The sequence below is a fragment of the Herbaspirillum sp. ST 5-3 genome (assembly GCF_004804275.1).
Lineage (GTDB): Bacteria > Pseudomonadota > Gammaproteobacteria > Burkholderiales > Burkholderiaceae_D > Noviherbaspirillum.
This window is the reverse complement of sequence record NZ_STGI01000016.1, coordinates 44,306-61,247: the sequence shown is the minus strand read 5'-3', so window position 1 is coordinate 61,247 and position 16,942 is coordinate 44,306. Positions and strand designations below refer to the sequence as shown.

Below are 16,942 nucleotides of genomic sequence, written 5' to 3'. Positions count from 1 at the left end.
GCTCGATATTGTTATTTGTTCGGCGCCGACCCCGGTGCGGCGCCGGCGATGAAGGCAAGGTATTCCTGCTCGGTCGGCAGCACGCCGCTGTCAATACCAACCAGGCGGTTATCCTTGAAGTAGGCGGTGACGCGGCTGGAAATGACCTCGCCGCTGCCTTTCTTGAGACGGAATACATAATCCCAGCGATTCGCGTGGAAAATATCGGTCAGCAGCGGCGTACCAAGGACGAAGCGCACTTGCTCCGGCGTGATCGCTTCCTTGCGCTGCATGCCTTCCTTGAGCTGGTTGACCATTTCGCGCGAAACGAAATTCCCCTGCTGCACGTCGATCCGGTACGGAGTAAAGATGCCGAGGAAGCGCTGCACGCCGGTGGGTTTGGTGGTCGTGACGCCGCTTGCACCCGGGGCCGGGGTCGCTGCAGGCGCAGACGCTGCGTTTTGTGCGACCGCTTCGGCCGGCTTGGCTGCGCTCGCGGCCGCTGATGGCGCAGGCTCTTCCATCAATGGGTTCCTGGATGCGCACCCTGTCAGGCAGGCTGCAAGGGCCAGAATCAGCGTACCGGCCAAGGCGGGTGTACGATTGGTGCGGCAGGATGACATTCGCATAAAGGGATTCAATTCATTGAGCAATTGGGCCAAAACGCTATATGATAAAGCAGATAACCGTAATCCGACCAATAACATGCCTAGCAATCCTTCCGAGTTGAAAGCCAGCGGCCTGAAAGCAACCTTGCCGCGCTTGAAGATCCTCGATATTTTCCAGAACAGCCAGGTGCGCCATCTCAGCGCCGAGGATGTCTACAAGATCCTTCTGACCGAAAACATGGATGTCGGTCTGGCAACGGTCTACCGTGTGCTCACCCAGTTCGAGCAGGCCGGTTTGTTGCATCGCAATCATTTCGAAACCGGAAAGGCCGTTTTTGAGCTGAATGAGGGATCGCATCACGACCACCTGGTCTGCCTCGATTGCGGACGGGTGGAAGAGTTCTATGATGAAGAAATCGAAAAACGTCAGCAAGGCGTGGCCAGGGAGCATGGATTCGATATCGCCGAGCACGCGTTGGCGCTGTACGGTCATTGCACCAAGAAGGATTGCCCGCACCGGCCGCGATGAAACCTCGCGCCGTGCAAGCCTTGCGTAAGGCGCGCATTCAACCATACTAATCCCATCTCTGCAATTTCAATTCCGTGCCGGGCATCCGCATGCAATCATCGCGGAGCCGGCGCGCAAAGATGTCATTCAATAAAGCAATGAAGACGGAAACAAGAAACTTCACGCGCAAGGTGGTTCACGGCCATGCCGCGGTCATCTTGCAGGGCGGTGCAGTGTTGCGCGGGCGTGCGAAGGATTTGTCGCTGGGCGGCGTATGCTTGCAGCTGACCGAACAAGTTGCGCTTGGCCTTAGCTGCAATGTGATCTTCGAAGCACCGCTGAACGGCAATATGGTTAAGGTGAGCGCAACCGCGAAGGTGATTTACTGCATTCTCGGCGGCACCGACGGCTTTCGGGTCGGCTTGCAGTTCGTCCATCTGGATGCTGCGAACAACAAGACGCTGGCCGAACTCATGCTCTGATCTGGCGCGCCATTGTCTTGCCGCGTTCGCATGCGAGCCCGGTCTCAGGAATGACTGAGGGCGTTCGACAAAAGTTTCGCAGTGATGTCCACGATCGGTATCACCCGTTCATAAGCCATGCGCGTCGGGCCGATCACCCCGAGCGTGCCGACGATCTTGCCGTTGACTTCATAGGGCGCGGTCACCACGCTCATTTCATCCACCGGCACCAGTTGCGACTCGCCGCCGATGAAAATCTGCACACCGGTTGCCTTGCTGGAGACATCGAGCAGTTGCATCAGGCTCGTCTTTTGCTCGAACAGGTCGAACAGTTTGCGCAGCGAACTCATATTGGAGGCCAAGTCGCTTACGCTGAGCAGGTTGCGTTCGCCGGAAATCACGACCTCGTCTTCATTTTCAGCCATCGCATCGCTGCCTGCTTCCACTGCCGCCTGCATCAGGCGCGTCATATCGTCGCGCAATTGGCGTAATTCGCTCTGCAGACGCACGCGCACATCATCGAAGCTCAGGCCTGCGTAATGCTGGTTGATATAGTTCGCGGCCTGTACCAGTTGCGATGGCGTGTAGTCGACATCAGTCAGCAGCAGGCGATTCTGCACATCGCCGTTCGGTGCGACGATCACCAACAGGATGCGTTTTTCGGAAAGCCGCAGAAACTCGATTTGCTGGAAGACGGATTCGTGTCGCGGCGTCAGCACCACGCCGGCAAATTGCGACAGCGACGACAACACTTGTGCCGCATTGGAAATGATTTTTTGCGGTGAATTGCTCTGCAGGCGCGACTGCAGCTTCGACTCCACCGTGGTTTCATCGATCTGTTGCACAGTGAGCAAGGTATCGACGAACACCCGATAGCCGCGCGGCGTTGGAATTCGGCCAGCCGAGGTATGCGGGCTGGCAACGAAACCCATGTCCTCCAGATCCGCCATGATGTTGCGAATGGTCGCCGGGGATAATTCCAGTCCGGAGATCTTGGACAGGGCGCGCGAACCGACCGGCTGACCGTCGGCGATGTATCGTTCGACCAATGCCTTGAGCAAGGTCTGTGCGCGAGTATCGAGTTGCATATTGGTATTGTAACGAGCCGCTGTAGCAGCCGCCATAGTGTGTTGCAGGACTGGGTCGTCTTAACGGTTGATTGTTATCAGATTTTTACCATCCGCTCGTTCAGCCATTGATCCAGCTCATACAGACTTGTGCAGGTAGCATCCGGTCGCACATGGTCCGGCAGGACACGTACCGGCTTCAATTCCAGGCGGTTCATCCACACGCCCTGCAAGCCTGCTCTTTGCGCTCCCTCCACGTCCAGCAAAGGGTCGTCGCCGATATAGACGGCTTCTTCCGGCAACACGCCAAGCGCGTCGCACGCGGCATGGAAAATGGCCGCGTCGGGTTTCGCGCAGCCAAAGTGATGGGCCGCTACGGAAACCTGGAAGAAATGCGCAATGCCAATCGCCCGCAAATCCGCGACTCCGTTTGACACCGAGCCAAGGGCCACACGGTTTCGCAGACTGCCCAGTGTCGGCAAGACATCTTCAAACGGTGTCACCTCGTTGCGCGCTCGCGAAAACACATCCATTGCCTGATCCGCCATCGCGGGATCCAGTCCCGCGCCGATAAAGGCTTCCAGCAACACGGCACGTCGCAGGCGGCGCAGATCCAGCTGGTACACCGGATCGCTTGCCATCAAGGCTTGCCGACGTTCGCGCATGCTTTCGATGGTGACGCTTTGCGCAACCGCCGGCGCATGCACCGTCAGCCAATCATACAGCACGTTCTCGGCGCGCTTGATCACCGGCACGATCGGCCACAGGGTGTCGTCGAGATCGAACAAGACGGCTTTAATAATTGACATATGGGCTCTAAACGGTTTCTTTCAACGATGCGATCCTGTAAAGGACGACTAAATTATGGTCTAATCTGCTGCATGTTGCCTTCCAAGCCAGATTCCAATCCAATTTCCTTCAAAACGATTGCCATCATCGGCAAGTACATGGCCGCCGGTATCGAACACTCCTTGTCGGAGATCGCCGATTTCCTGACGAAGGCCGGGCATACGGTCGTGTTCGAGACCGAGACCGCGCAGAACGTTGCGCTGGATGGGGTCGCCAAAATGACGCCGACGGAAATCGGTGAGCACGCCGACGTGGCCATCGTGGTCGGCGGCGATGGCACCATGCTCGGCATCGCGCGTCAACTCGCGCCCTACAAGGTTCCACTGATCGGCATCAACCAGGGACGCCTGGGATTCATGACCGACATTTCGCAGGAAGGCATGATGCCGGTCCTTGCCGACATGCTGTGCGGGAAACTCGACTCGGAGCAGCGCAGCCTGCTCGAAGGTTCGGTCATCCGCGGCGGCGAAACGATTTTTCATGCACTTGCCTTCAATGATGTTGTCGTGGCGCGCGGCGCGACGACAGGCATGGCGGAACTGAAAGTCGAGGTTGACGGACATTTCATGTACAACCAGCGCTCGGATGGTCTGATTGTTTCCACGCCGACAGGTTCCACTGCCTACGCCTTGTCGGCCGGCGGTCCCTTGCTGCACCCGAACTTGTCCGGCATCGTCCTGGTGCCGATCGCGCCGCATGCCTTGTCCAATCGCCCGATCGTTGTGTCCGACTCCTGTACGATCGACATCGAAATCATGGGCGGACGCGACATCAGCGTCAATTTCGACATGCAATCGCTTGCCAGCCTGCAGCACCATGATCGCATTATCATCAGGCGCTCGGCACACACCATTACCTTCCTGCATCCGAAAGGGTGGAGCTATTACGATACGCTGCGCGAAAAGCTGCACTGGCACGAATATCCATCCGTGGCAGGGCAGTTAAAATAGCGAACCCGCCACAAGAATTACATTTCCAACATGCTTCGCACACTCTCCATTCGCGATTTCGTGATCGTCGATTCGATCGAGCTTGAATTTGCGCCTGGCTTTACCGTGTTTACCGGCGAGACCGGCGCGGGAAAATCGATCCTGATCGACGCGCTTGCGCTTGCCCTGGGCGGGCGTGGCGACGCCAGCGTCGTGCGCGAGGGCTCCGCAAAAACGGACATCACCGCGGAATTCAGCACGAACGACGAGGTCGACGCCTGGCTGGCCGAACATGAGTTCAGCAATGACGACGGCGGCGCTCTGCTGCGCCGGGTGATCGACAACGCGGGACGCTCCAAGGCCTTCATCAACGGCATTGCCGCCACTGCCGCGCAATTGCGCGAACTCGGCGAAATGCTGGTCGATATCCATGGACAGCATGCCCACCAGTCACTGCTGAAAGCCGACGCGCAGCGCGTGCTGCTCGACAGCCAGGCCGGCTTGCTCGACGATAGCAGGGCGGTTGCCGTCGCGTACAAGGCGTGGCGCGCCCTCGCCAAACAACGCGAGGAATTCGAGGCCAACGCCAAGAGCGTGCTGCTGGAGCGCGAACGCCTCGAGTGGCAGGTCGGGGAACTGGAAAAACTGGCGGTGAAACCCGGCGAATGGACCGAAGTCAGCAATGAGCACAGTCGACTGTCGCATGCTGCCAGTCTGATCGAAGGCGCGCAGGAAGCATTGAACGCGATCTCGGAGTCGGACAGCAATCCGATCCTGTCGCATCTTTCCGCACTTACTTTGAAACTCGGCAAGCTGGCTGACATCGACGCCGCGTTGAAGCCGGTCGTCGAAGCCTTGGAGCCGGCGCGCATCCAGTTGCAGGAAGCGGTCTACGCGCTCAATGATTACCTGGGCCGCGTCGAACTTGATCCGGATCGACTGCACGAGGTCGAGGCACGGCTGGATGCCATCCATTCCACGGCACGCAAATTCCGCGTTGCGCCGGAAGACCTTCCGCAAGAGTATGAAACGCTTTCGACGCAATTGCGGCAACTGGCGGATGCCACCGACATCGACGCCTTGCGCGCTCAGGAAGAGAAATTGAAAGCGGCCTACATGGGTGTAGCACAGGCTCTGTCCAAGTCCCGCGCCAGGGCCGCAAAGGCATTAAGTGAATCGGTCACGGCCGCCATGCAGGATCTGAGCATGGCCGGCGGACGTTTCGAAGTGGCACTGAATCCGATCGAGCCCGCGGGTTATGGTCTGGAACAGGTTGAGTTCATGGTTGCCGCGCACGCCGGTACCTCGCCGAGACCGCTGGCCAAGGTGGCTTCCGGTGGCGAACTGGCGCGCATTTCGCTCGCCATTTCGGTGATTACATCGAGCGCGACGGCAACGCCGACCTTGATTTTCGACGAGGTCGACAGCGGTATCGGCGGTGCGGTCGCGGAAGTGGTCGGTCGCTTGCTCAAGCGTTTGGGCCAGGACCGCCAGGTGCTGTGCGTGACCCATTTGCCGCAGGTGGCCAGCCAGGCCAATCAGCATTTCCAGGTCAGCAAGCGCAGTACTGACGGCAAGACCATGTCGCGCATCGACGCGCTCGATTCCAAGGCGCGTATCGAGGAGATTGCGCGCATGCTGGGCGGTCTGGAAATCACTGCGACCACACGCAAACATGCGCGCGAGCTGCTTGCTTCCTAGAAGCGGGCGGCGTCGCGCAAGAACAGGATAGCCGAACACAATGTCTCAGAATCAGGAACCTCCTTACACGCACGGCGCGGTAGCTAAGACCGCCGTGGTGCTGGTCAATCTCGGCACGCCGGATGCGCCGACCGCCTCGGCGCTGCGTCGCTATCTCAAGGAATTCCTCTCCGATCCGCGCGTGGTCGAAATTCCGAAGCTGGCATGGTGGCCGATCCTGAATGGCATCATCCTGCCGCTGCGCTCCGGCAAGTCAGCCGCCAAATACGCATCGATCTGGACCAAGGAAGGTTCGCCGCTCAAGGTGTATACCGAAAGGCAGGCAAGCCTGTTGCGCGGTTTTCTTGGCGAGCGCGGACACGAGGTGCAAGTTGCCTACGCCATGCGCTACGGTAATCCGTCCATGCGGGAAGTTCTCGACAAGCTCAAGGCCGACGGGTGCGACCGCATTCTCGTTCTTCCCGCCTACCCGCAATACTCCGGCACGACGACCGCATCGATTTTCGACGCGGTGTTCAGCCATTATTCCCGCGTGCGCAACGTGCCGGAATTGCGTCTGATTAAGCATTATCACGACCACGAGGCTTACATTCACGCATTGAGCAAGTCGGTACTTGCCCACTGGGACCTGAACGGCCGGCCTGACAAACTCGTGATGAGCTTTCACGGCGTCCCGAAAAGGACGCTGCTGCTGGGCGATCCTTACCATTGCGAGTGTTACAAGACGGCACGTTTGTTGGCAGCGCAGTTGCAGCTTTCCGCGAACGAGTATCTGGTCACGTTCCAGTCGCGCTTCGGCAAGGCCGAATGGCTGCAGCCTTACACGGCGCCGACGCTGGTCAAACTGGCGAAGGAGGGTGTACGGCGCGTGGATGTCATTTGCCCTGGCTTTACGAGCGATTGTCTGGAAACGCTGGAAGAAATCGCGATGGAAGTCCGGCGCGATTTTCTGACCGCTGGCGGCAAGGAGTTTCATTACATTCCCTGCCTGAACGATTCTCCGGCGTGGATTGCCGGGCTGGCCGAGATCGTCGAGCAGCACATGATCGGCTGGCCCACCATGCTCACGCCGCAGGCGCGCGAAGAACGCAACCGCGATGCGCAAGTTTCCCGCGAGCAAGCCATGCTCCTGGGCGCGGACAAATAGAAAGTTGCCGTCAGGGCGCAGTCCTTGATGCCGATAGCGGGCTGGCAGAGATTGCCGCCTGCTTTAGTGGAAGTAGGGCGGAATCAGGTTTGTCTGGCAGATCCATGCGGTCGCGAGCAGGGTATAAGCCACGACGGACGCCGAAATGAGAGGTAGTTTCATGGTGTTTCTCCTTGCAACCAGGGAGGCAGACGGTTGCAACGCCGATAACATCATCCTAGTACGTAGCCCGGCAATTTGAAGCCTGTGAACCGGTAAAGTGTGTAACAAGGCTTTACGCTTTCAGCCGAGTCGAACGAGCGGGTAGAGCGGGTGCAATAAAATCAAGAATTCCCCTTGAAAACCCGCGGAATACCCCTATTTACTATCGCAATTGAGACTAAGCCATTGATTGTTGGAGATTTTTTGTGATGGAAAACCAGGAAAAGATGCAGGATCAGGCGGAACAGGCCACCCAGTCCCAAGACAATGTGGTGATGGACAAAGCGCCGGACGGTCTGGAAGAAAAGCTGGCGGCTGCCGAGGCAAAGATCAGTGAGATGCAGGATGCCTTCCTGCGCGCCAAGGCCGACTCGGAGAACATCCGCCGTCGCGCCCAGGAGGATATCGCCAAGGCGCACAAATTCGCCATCGAAAACTTTGCCGAAGCCTTGGTGCCGGTCAAGGACAGCCTCGAGATGGCGCTGAAGCTGGACTCGCCCTCGGTGGAATCCCTGAAGGAAGGGGTGGAAATGACCCTCAAGCAACTGTCTGCAGCCTTTGAGCGCAACCGTCTGCAGGAAATCAATCCTGTACCGGGCGAAAAGCTCGATCCGATGAAGCACCAGGCGATTTCCATGGTTCCCGCCGAGCAGGATGCCAACACGATTGTGAGCGTCCTGCAGAAGGGTTACATGATTGCCGATCGTCTGTTGCGGCCGGCCTTGGTCACGGTAGCACAATAAAAAGATCACAAAACGTGTTTAAAGTGCTTGAAACCGGCACTTTGTTCCACATATTCAACACATCAGAAAACAAACCATCGTTTTAAAGGAACATCATCATGGGCAAGATTATTGGCATTGACTTGGGTACGACCAACTCCTGCGTCGCTATCATGGAAGGCGGTCAGCCGAAGGTTATCGAGAATTCCGAAGGCTCCCGCACGACGCCTTCCGTGATCGCCTATCAGGAAGACGGCGAGATCCTGGTCGGTGCGCCAGCCAAACGCCAAGCCGTGACCAATCCGAAGAACACTTTGTACGCCGTCAAGCGCCTGATCGGCCGCAAGTTCGATGAGAAGGAAGTGCAAAAGGACATCAACTTGATGCCCTACCAGATCGTCAAGGCCGACAACGGCGACGCCTGGGTGCAAGTGCGCGACAAGAAGCTGGCGCCGCCTCAGGTTTCCGCAGAAGTCCTGCGCAAGATGAAGAAGACCGCGGAAGACTATCTCGGCGAAGAAGTGACCGAAGCCGTGATCACCGTGCCTGCCTACTTCAACGACGCGCAGCGTCAGGCAACCAAGGACGCCGGCCGCATCGCCGGCCTGGATGTCAAGCGCATCATCAACGAGCCGACCGCGGCTGCACTGGCTTTCGGCCTGGACAAGAGCGGCAAGGGCGACCGCAAGATCGCGGTGTATGACCTGGGTGGCGGCACCTTCGATATCTCGATCATCGAAATCGCCGACGTGGAAGGCGAAATGCAGTTCGAAGTGCTGTCGACCAATGGCGACACCTTCCTCGGTGGCGAAGACTTCGACCAGCGCATCATCGACTACATCATCGACGAGTTCAAGAAGATCAACGGCCTTGATCTGTCGAAGGACGCGATTGCGCTGCAGCGCATCAAGGCATCCGCCGAGCGTGCCAAGATCGAACTGTCGTCCTCGCAGCAGACTGAAATCAATGAGCCGTACATCGCCATGGTCAACGGCGCGCCGGTGCACTTGAACATGAAGATCACCCGCGCCAAGCTGGAATCGCTGGTCGAGGAACTGATTTCCCGTACCATCGATCCGTGCCGCATCGCGATCAAGGATGCAGGCGTCAAGGTTTCCGATATTCAGGACGTGATCCTGGTCGGCGGCATGACCCGCATGCCGAAGGTGCAGGAAAAGGTGAAGGAATTCTTCGGCAAGGAGCCGCGCAAGGACGTCAACCCGGATGAAGCCGTGGCCGTCGGTGCCGCGATCCAGGGTTCGGTGCTGTCCGGCGATCGCAAGGACCTGCTGCTCCTGGACGTGACCCCGCTGTCGCTCGGTATCGAGACCCTGGGCGGCGTGATGACCAAGATGATCCAGAAGAACACCACGATCCCGACCAAGTTCAGCCAGGTGTTCTCGACGGCGGACGACAATCAGCCGGCGGTAACCATCAAGGTGTACCAGGGCGAGCGCGAAATGGCGAGCGGCAACAAGCTGCTGGGTGAATTCAACCTGGAAGGCATTCCGCCGTCGCCGCGCGGCATTCCGCAGATCGAGGTGACCTTCGACATCGACGCCAACGGTATCCTGCATGTCGGCGCGAAGGACAAGGCTTCCGGCAAGGAAAACAAGATCACCATCAAGGCCAACTCCGGTCTGACCGAGGATGAAATCCAGAAGATGGTGAAGGACGCCGAGCTGTATGCCGACGAGGACAAGAAGCTGAAGGAGCTGGCCGATGCCCGCAATCAGGGCGATGCGCTGGTGCACTCGACGCGCAAGGCTCTGACCGAGTACGGCGAAAAGCTCGACGGCGGCGAGAAAGAGAAGATCGAAGCAGCGATCAAGGATCTGGAAGAAGTCCTCAAAGGCAACGACAAGTCCGAGATCGATGCCAAGGTGGCTGCCTTGTCGACCGCTGCACAGAAACTGGGCGAGAAGATGTATGCTGACGCTCAGGCGCAACAGGCCGGTGCTGCGGGTGCAGCAGGCGCTGCGGGCGCAGGTGCCTCCGAAGCCAAGGCGGCGGAAGAAGATGTCGTCGACGCGGACTTCAAGGAAGTCAAAGACAAATAAGGTTGTAGTCACGCGGCAGAGGGCTTAACCCCACACCGCGCTGACCCGCCGAGCCGTAGTGATCGTCATGCGATCCTCGGCTCGGCGTTTTCGCTTAGATAACAGGACGCCGACAAGATGGCAAAGCGTGATTTTTACGAAATACTGGGCGTAGCGAAAGATGCCTCGGATGAAGATATCAAGAAGGCATATCGCAAGCTCGCCATGAAATACCATCCGGACCGCAATCCGGATAGCAAAGGCGCGGAAGAGAAATTCAAGGAGGCCAAGGAAGCTTACGAGATGCTGTCCGACCCCGGCAAGCGCGAGGCCTATGACAGGTATGGCCATGCCGGTGTGGATCCGAACATGGGCGGCGGCGGTTTCGGCGGTGCCGGTGCCGGTTTCGGCGGCTTTTCGGACGCCTTCGGCGATATCTTCGGCGATATCTTCGGCCAGGGTGCGCGCGGACGCAGCTCCGGACCCCAGGTCTATCGCGGCGCGGATCTGCGCTACAACCTCGAAATCAGCTTGGAGCAGGCGGCACATGGCTTCGACACGACCATTCGCGTACCTTCCTGGAGCGAATGCGACACCTGCCACGGTTCGGGCGCCAAGCCCGGCACTTCGCCGACTACCTGCTCGACCTGCGGCGGGCAGGGCCAGGTCCGCATGCAGCAAGGCTTCTTCAGCATCCAGCAAACCTGCCCGAAATGCCACGGGACCGGCAAGATCATTCCGAATCCCTGCCCGAGCTGCAGCGGCGCAGGACGCATCAAGCGCAACAAGACGCTGGAAGTGAAGATTCCGGCCGGCATCGACGACGGCATGCGCATTCGTTCGTCCGGCAACGGTGAGCCCGGCATGAACGGCGGCCCCCCGGGCGATCTGTATGTCGAAATTCGCATCAAGCAGCATCAGGTATTCCAGCGCGATGGCGACGATCTGCACTGTGAAATTCCGGTGTCGTTCGCCAAGGCCGCGCTGGGCGGAGAGGTGGAGGTGCCGACCCTGAACGGCAAGGCTTCATTCACCTTGCCGGAAGGCACACAGTCAGGCAAGACCTTCCGCCTGCGCGGCAAGGGCATCAAGGGCGTGCGTTCCGGCTATGCAGGCGACTTGTTCTGCCATGTCGTGGTCGAGACTCCAGTGAAATTGACCGATCGCCAGAAAGAGCTGTTGCAGGAGTTTGAGCGATTGACAACAGCCGGCGGGTCCAAGCACAGTCCGCAAAGCAAATCCTGGAAAGACAAGGTGAAGGAGTTTTTCGAGTAATCCGGGAAAACTCCTGTCATCGTCTGCCGAACGGACGATCTGTCACGAACCGCTGATTCAAACCGATCAGCGGTTTTTTTTCGCCAAATGCATACACATTATTTCCTTGCGGGAAAATTTCTGAAAGAATTGATCTGGCGCAATTCTTTTTCCGATTGCTCGCCGGATCATGTCGAAGCTTTGTTATCTGCCGGCACTCTGGTCGGTTGCTAAAGCATGTCGCCGTGCCTCTTCGCTTGACATCGAACAGCGGTATGAAGCCAATGACCAGGATAGGTGAAGACCAGATGGAAGCAGCGGTTTCTACCGGGCGCTCCGCCCGCCGTGCCAGATGGGGACTGCCTTGGGTTTTCTTGGTACTTGGCTTGTCCGCCGCCGGAATCGTCTATTGGCAGAGCCGCCTGTTTGTCGACAGAGAGCTGTCCTCGGAGCTTGACCTGCGATCGAGGGAGGCAGAATACAGCCTCAAACGCGAAATCAACAGCTATGCGGAAGTCCTGCGGGGCTTGCAGGCGCAATTCGTCGTCAATCCCGATCTTTCGAGACAAGCTTTCAAGCATGTCGCCGAATCCTTGAACCTTCAGAGTCGGTTCCCAGGCATTCAGGCGCTTGTCTATACCGAGCGTGTGGCACCGGGTGATGGGCCAGTCTTTGAGGAGTATGCGCGTGAAGAATTGCAGGAAGATAGTCTTGGCTATCCACCGCCTGTCATTCATCCCCGCATGCCGTCGGAGGAAGCATTCGTGGTCCGGTATACCGAGCCGATGGATACGAACCAGGCCGGTGCCTGGTTTGATCAGGGGAGTGAGCCGAAGCGGCGCGCGGCCATCATGCGGGCGAGAGATACGGGCGACTGGAGTGCCACCGGACGAGTGCGGTTGTCGGTATTGCCAGTGCCGTTCGACGGCGTGATCTTCTTCCTGCCAGTGTACCGTGGGGGCATCACGCCTGTCGGTGTCGAGCAGCGGCGTCAGCAATTCCTTGGCACAGTCTCCCTGGTCATTCTGGTTGACGAGATGCTCGGCAAGGTGTTTGGGCAATCGTTGCTCAGTGATCTGGATGTCGAGATCTACGACATGCAGGCTGCGGACCTCCGCGCTGCAACGCATGACAAGAATAATCTCGTTTTTGACAGTGGCGCTTATCGTCACGCCGAGGCGCTGCACTCAGGCAATGCAGCATTTCCCGATTTTCGCAGCTACGAAATCAACATCGGGGGCGGTCAGTGGCACCTCCAAGTCACTGCGCTACCTGAGTTCCTTCACCGCACCCAGAACTGGCTGCCGCCGGTTGCGGCCCTTGCCACGGGGCTGTTGAGCCTGCTGATTTTTTTCTTCATTCAGAAGCTGGAGCGCTCACGCCAGCACCTGGACAAGCACGCACGGGAGGTCGAGAGCGTCCTGCATTCGAAGGAAACGCAACTGGCGCGGATTACGGAGGCGATCGATGCCGTACTGTGGACGATCGAGCTACCCTCGGGCAAGCTCAAATATGTGAGCGTCGCGGTGGAGCGCGTCTGCGGTTATCCTGCGGAGGCCTTCTACAATCGCCCCTTCCTGTGGTTGAAGTGCCTTCATCCGGAAGACCGGCGCAAGGTCGTTGCCATTTCCCCGCGCATCACTAGCAAGGAGCACGATACCTTCGAATACCGTATCGTTCGCCCTGATGGCCAAGTGAGGTGGATGCGCTGCGAGGCGCACTTCACGCCAGGGGACAACCCCGGAAGCGGATTGATCAATGGCATTGATACAGACATCACCGAACAACGCCGGCTGGAACAGTCCCTGCGGAGGAGTAACCGTGCCTTGCGTGCCTTTCATGAATGCGAAGAGGTGATCGCGGCAAGCAACGATGAAAAGGTTCTGCTGCAAGGCATCTGCGATGTGGTAGTGAAAGTCGGCTATCGCATGGCCTGGGTCGGCGTGCTGCCGGACAAAGGCGGCACCCGCATCGTTCCGGTCGGTGTGGCCGGCCGGCACGACGGGTATCTGGACGATATCAGGGGCCTGCTGGAGGCAGGCGAGCTGGAGCAGTTCTCCACGATCGGCGCAGCCATCAGTACGGGGCGTCCATCTGTCGCAAATCGCTTCCATCAGGATGCTGCGCAACGTCCCTGGCGCGAACAAGCATTGCGCCGCGGCTTCAATTCCAAGATTGCGCTGCCCTTGTTTCACGAGGAAGGGGCCATCGGCCTGCTCAATGTGTATGCCAGCGAACCTGACTCCTTCGACAATGAGGCGGTCGAGCTGCTGACCGATCTTGCGCAGAGTGTCACGGTCGCTGTCCAGGCGCTGCGTCATCGCAGCGGCAGGAAGATGGCGGAGGCATCGTCGCACTTGCGCGAGCGGGCCATCGAAGCCAGCGCCAATGCCATCATCATCACCAGCGCGCAGGCACCGGACTACCCGGTCGAATACGTCAACTCGGCCTTCGAGCGCATTACCGGTTACAGCGCCTCGGAAGTCGTCGGCCGCAGTCTGCGCTTTCTGCACGCGGCCGAGCGCGAGCAGCCCGGGCTCGAAGAGATTCGCAACCTGGTCATCGAGAAGCGCGAGGGCCATGCGATCGTACGCAATTACCGTAAGGACGGCACGCCGTTCTGGAGCGACGTGCATATCGCGCCGGTCAGGAACGATGCGGGCGACATCACCCATTTCGTCGCCGCCAAATATGACATCACCGCGACCAAGAAATACGAAGCGGAGCTCGAGTTCCAGGCCAATCGCGATGCGCTGACCGGACTGGCAAATCGCAACCTGGTACGCGACCGCCTGAGCCAGGCCATCGCCTATGCCTCTCGCTACGAGCATCTGGTATGGGTGGCGTTCATCAATCTTGACCGCTTCAAACTGGTCAACGATACGCTTGGCTTCGAGGCGGGCGACACGGTGCTGAAACAAATCGGCGAACGCTTGAAGGAAACGGTACGCGACACCGATACGGTCGGCAGGCTGAGCGGCGACGAGTTCGTGCTGATACTGCCGGAACGCACCGATGAAACGCTCGCAGCAACCGCGGTGCAACGTATCATGGATGCCATCGCGAAGCCACTTGTCATTGCCGGCCACGAGATCTTCCCATCCTGCAGCATTGGGGTGGCTGCCTTTCCGGCAGACGGCGCGGAAGCCGAAATCCTCGTCAAGCATGCGCATATCGCCATGTATCGCGCAAAAGAGGTCGGCAGCAACAATTTCCAATTCTATGCGCCCGCCATGAATGAGCGGGCAATGGAACGGCTGCGCATCGAAACCGATTTGCGCAATGCGCTGGAACGCAATGAGCTCTTGCTGCATTACCAACCGCAAGTCGATATGCGCAGCGGCCGCATCGTCGGCGTCGAAGCCTTGATCCGCTGGCGACATCCCGAGTTCGGCATGGTTCCGCCAGCGCGCTTCATCGGACTGGCGGAAGAAACGGGGCTCATCCAGCCGATCGGCGCCTGGGTGTTGCGAACCGCCTGCCGTCAAAACAAGGCCTGGCACGACGCCGGACTCGGTGACGCACGCGTGGCGGTGAACCTCTCTGTGCGGCAGTTTGCCCAGGCCGACCTGGTGCAATCGATCGCCGCAATCCTCGAAGAAACCGGTCTCGAAGCACGCTATCTCGACATTGAAGTGACCGAGAGCCTGGTCATGGCGGATGTGGATCGCGCGGTGACAATCCTGGGTGAGCTCAAAAGCCTGGGTGTCAAGATCTCGATCGATGATTTCGGCACCGGGTATTCAAGTCTGGCGTATTTGAAGCGCTTTCCGGTCGACGTGCTCAAGATCGACAAGTCCTTCGTGCAAGACATCACGATCGATCCCGACGATGCCGCGATCGTCAGGTCGATCATTTCATTGGCGCACAGCTTGCGCATCAATGTGATCGCCGAGGGTGTGGAAACGGAGGCACAGCTGGCCTACCTGCAACGCCACGCCTGCGACCAGATGCAAGGATATTATTTCAGCCGGCCGATCGCAGCGGAGGACCTCGAAGACGCGCTGCGGCAGGGCAAGAAGCTGTCGGTCGAACCGAAGGACCAATCCGCGCCAAGGCCAACCTTGCTGATCGTCGACGACGATGACGAATCCATCTCGTCCTTGAACCGGTTGTTGCGCCATGAAGGCTACCGCATCCTGACCGCGCGTTCGGCGGGGGAAGGGCTCGAACTGCTGGCGCGTCATCAGGTGCATGTCATTGTCTGCAACCAGATTGTTCAAGGAGTGTGCGGCACCGAATTCCTGAGCAAGGCAAACGAGCTGTATCCCGAAACCCATCGTATCGTCCTGTCCGATTCAGCCGATCTGCAAACCATCATGAATGCGATCAATCGCGGCGCGATCTACCGGTTCTTCCTCAAGCCGTGGGACGACGAAGTATTGCGTCTGAATATTCGCGAGGCGTTTCAGCATTACGAGCTGGTGCACGGCGTTGCCACGGTTGAGCTGTCGCAGGCGTCTGTCATGGGTCTCGGGATCGGATAAACGGACCTGTCCGAGCTGAAATGAACATTGCCCGGCGATCGCTATTCGCGAAATATTGCATCAAAGCACGAAATTAGAGCTTCTTCTCTATTTTTTCGCCGGATAATGAAAAAGACATTCGTGCTATTTTTCGCGCTGTTGCGCCGTGTTTCGGGAGGGAATATGAATCTTCGCGTCCGTATTTCTCGTGTACTTGGTGTTATCAGCATGGCTGCTGCGCTGACGATGGGCGCCAACGTTCTTGCTGCGGAGGTCGCAGGCGTGAAACTCGACGACACGATTCGTCTGGCGAATCAGGATCTCAAGCTCAACGGCGCCGGCATACGCTACAAGGCGATTTTCAAAGTTTATGTCGCCGGCCTCTACTTGGCAGACAAGAAGCGCACGGTACAAGATGTACTCTCCGTCCCCGGTGCCAAGCGCGTCACCATCGTCATGCTGCGGGATATCAGCAACGAGGAGTTGGGCCGCGGCTTCATGAGCGGAATTCATCAGAACAGCGACAGGGCGGAAAAATCGAAGATCGTGCTGCAGCTGCAAAAATTCGGCGAGATTTTTGCATCTATCCCGGAGTTGAAAAAGGGGGATGTACTCACCACGGACTGGATTCCTGGTACCGGCACTGTCGTGCATCTGAACGGCAAAAAGGTATCGGATCCCCTTCCTGACGTCATCTTCTACAACTCGCTCCTGAAAATCTGGCTGGGCGAGAAACCAGTGGATTCCCGGCTCAAGCCTCTCTTGCTCGGCGAGCAGCCCGAGGAGCCTCAGCGCGGAAACAGCTACTGAATTACGCCTTTCAACAGGCGCGTCAATATTGCGGCGGTGTCGCCCCGGCACCGTCGCTGCTCTAAATCCTCCTCCGCCGGTTTTCCCTGCCATTCAAACAACATCCGCAACGTCTGTATAATGGCGGTACAACCTCGGCAACGACGACCCTCCCAGCGCGCCAATATCTGCCGAGTTCCACCGGCGGCCCGCACGCTCCTT

Annotated in this window: 13 protein-coding genes; 10 read left to right on the top strand and 3 right to left on the bottom strand. The window is 58.4% G+C overall.

The genetic code is table 11. The annotated features are described in order from the left end of the window. Positions 1-11: 11 nt before the first annotated feature. Complete coding sequence (locus E6W33_RS23495) at positions 12-503, bottom strand: outer membrane protein assembly factor BamE (RefSeq protein WP_348983173.1); 492 nt, start codon at positions 501-503, stop codon at positions 12-14. 181 nt (positions 504-684) lie between these two features. Between E6W33_RS23495 and fur the strand changes: the two genes are divergently transcribed. Both fur and E6W33_RS23485 read left to right on the top strand, forming a co-directional pair. Further along, entirely contained in the window at positions 685-1,116 is a 432-nt protein-coding gene (gene fur / locus E6W33_RS23490) for a ferric iron uptake transcriptional regulator (RefSeq protein ID WP_136419807.1), read from the top strand. A gap of 119 nt (positions 1,117-1,235) precedes the next feature. Further along, positions 1,236-1,577: a PilZ domain-containing protein gene (locus tag E6W33_RS23485; protein ID WP_168798734.1), complete on the top strand. Its 342-nt coding sequence runs from the start codon at positions 1,236-1,238 to the stop codon at positions 1,575-1,577. A gap of 44 nt (positions 1,578-1,621) precedes the next feature. Here E6W33_RS23485 and hrcA read toward each other — a convergent pair whose 3' ends face one another. Together hrcA and E6W33_RS23475 are read right to left on the bottom strand one after the other, a co-directional pair. Next, positions 1,622-2,644, bottom strand: coding sequence for a heat-inducible transcriptional repressor HrcA (gene hrcA, locus E6W33_RS23480; RefSeq protein ID WP_136419805.1), 1,023 nt, complete (start codon positions 2,642-2,644; stop codon positions 1,622-1,624). Positions 2,645-2,721: 77 nt separating this feature from the next. Beyond that, complete coding sequence (locus tag E6W33_RS23475; RefSeq protein ID WP_136419804.1) at positions 2,722-3,432, bottom strand: HAD family hydrolase; 711 nt, start codon at positions 3,430-3,432, stop codon at positions 2,722-2,724. A 72-nt stretch (positions 3,433-3,504) separates the two neighbouring features. Between E6W33_RS23475 and E6W33_RS23470 the strand changes: the two genes are divergently transcribed. The 8 genes from E6W33_RS23470 to E6W33_RS23435 all read left to right on the top strand — a co-directional run bounded on the left by E6W33_RS23470 (position 3,505) and on the right by E6W33_RS23435 (position 16,741). Next, complete coding sequence (locus E6W33_RS23470) at positions 3,505-4,422, top strand: NAD kinase (RefSeq protein WP_136419803.1); 918 nt, start codon at positions 3,505-3,507, stop codon at positions 4,420-4,422. Between the two features lie 30 nt (positions 4,423-4,452). Beyond that, positions 4,453-6,102, top strand: coding sequence for a DNA repair protein RecN (gene recN / locus E6W33_RS23465; protein WP_136419802.1), 1,650 nt, complete (start codon positions 4,453-4,455; stop codon positions 6,100-6,102). Positions 6,103-6,142: 40 nt separating this feature from the next. Next, positions 6,143-7,249, top strand: coding sequence for a ferrochelatase (hemH, locus tag E6W33_RS23460; protein WP_136419801.1), 1,107 nt, complete (start codon positions 6,143-6,145; stop codon positions 7,247-7,249). A 410-nt stretch (positions 7,250-7,659) separates the two neighbouring features. Further along, positions 7,660-8,193, top strand: coding sequence for a nucleotide exchange factor GrpE (gene grpE, locus E6W33_RS23455; RefSeq protein WP_247869756.1), 534 nt, complete (start codon positions 7,660-7,662; stop codon positions 8,191-8,193). Between the two features lie 98 nt (positions 8,194-8,291). After that, positions 8,292-10,232 carry a molecular chaperone DnaK gene (dnaK, locus tag E6W33_RS23450; RefSeq protein ID WP_136419800.1) on the top strand — a complete coding sequence of 647 codons (1,941 nt, stop codon included), beginning with the start codon at positions 8,292-8,294 and terminating at the stop codon, positions 10,230-10,232. A gap of 117 nt (positions 10,233-10,349) precedes the next feature. Further along, positions 10,350-11,486 (top strand): molecular chaperone DnaJ, encoded by a 1,137-nt coding sequence (gene dnaJ, locus E6W33_RS23445; RefSeq protein WP_136419799.1) that lies wholly within the window; start codon positions 10,350-10,352, stop codon positions 11,484-11,486. Between the two features lie 254 nt (positions 11,487-11,740). Continuing rightward, positions 11,741-15,952 (top strand): EAL domain-containing protein, encoded by a 4,212-nt coding sequence (locus E6W33_RS27960; protein ID WP_136419798.1) that lies wholly within the window; start codon positions 11,741-11,743, stop codon positions 15,950-15,952. A gap of 105 nt (positions 15,953-16,057) precedes the next feature. Next, positions 16,058-16,741 carry a chalcone isomerase family protein gene (locus tag E6W33_RS23435; protein WP_247869755.1) on the top strand — a complete coding sequence of 228 codons (684 nt, stop codon included), beginning with the start codon at positions 16,058-16,060 and terminating at the stop codon, positions 16,739-16,741. Positions 16,742-16,942 lie beyond the last annotated feature (201 nt).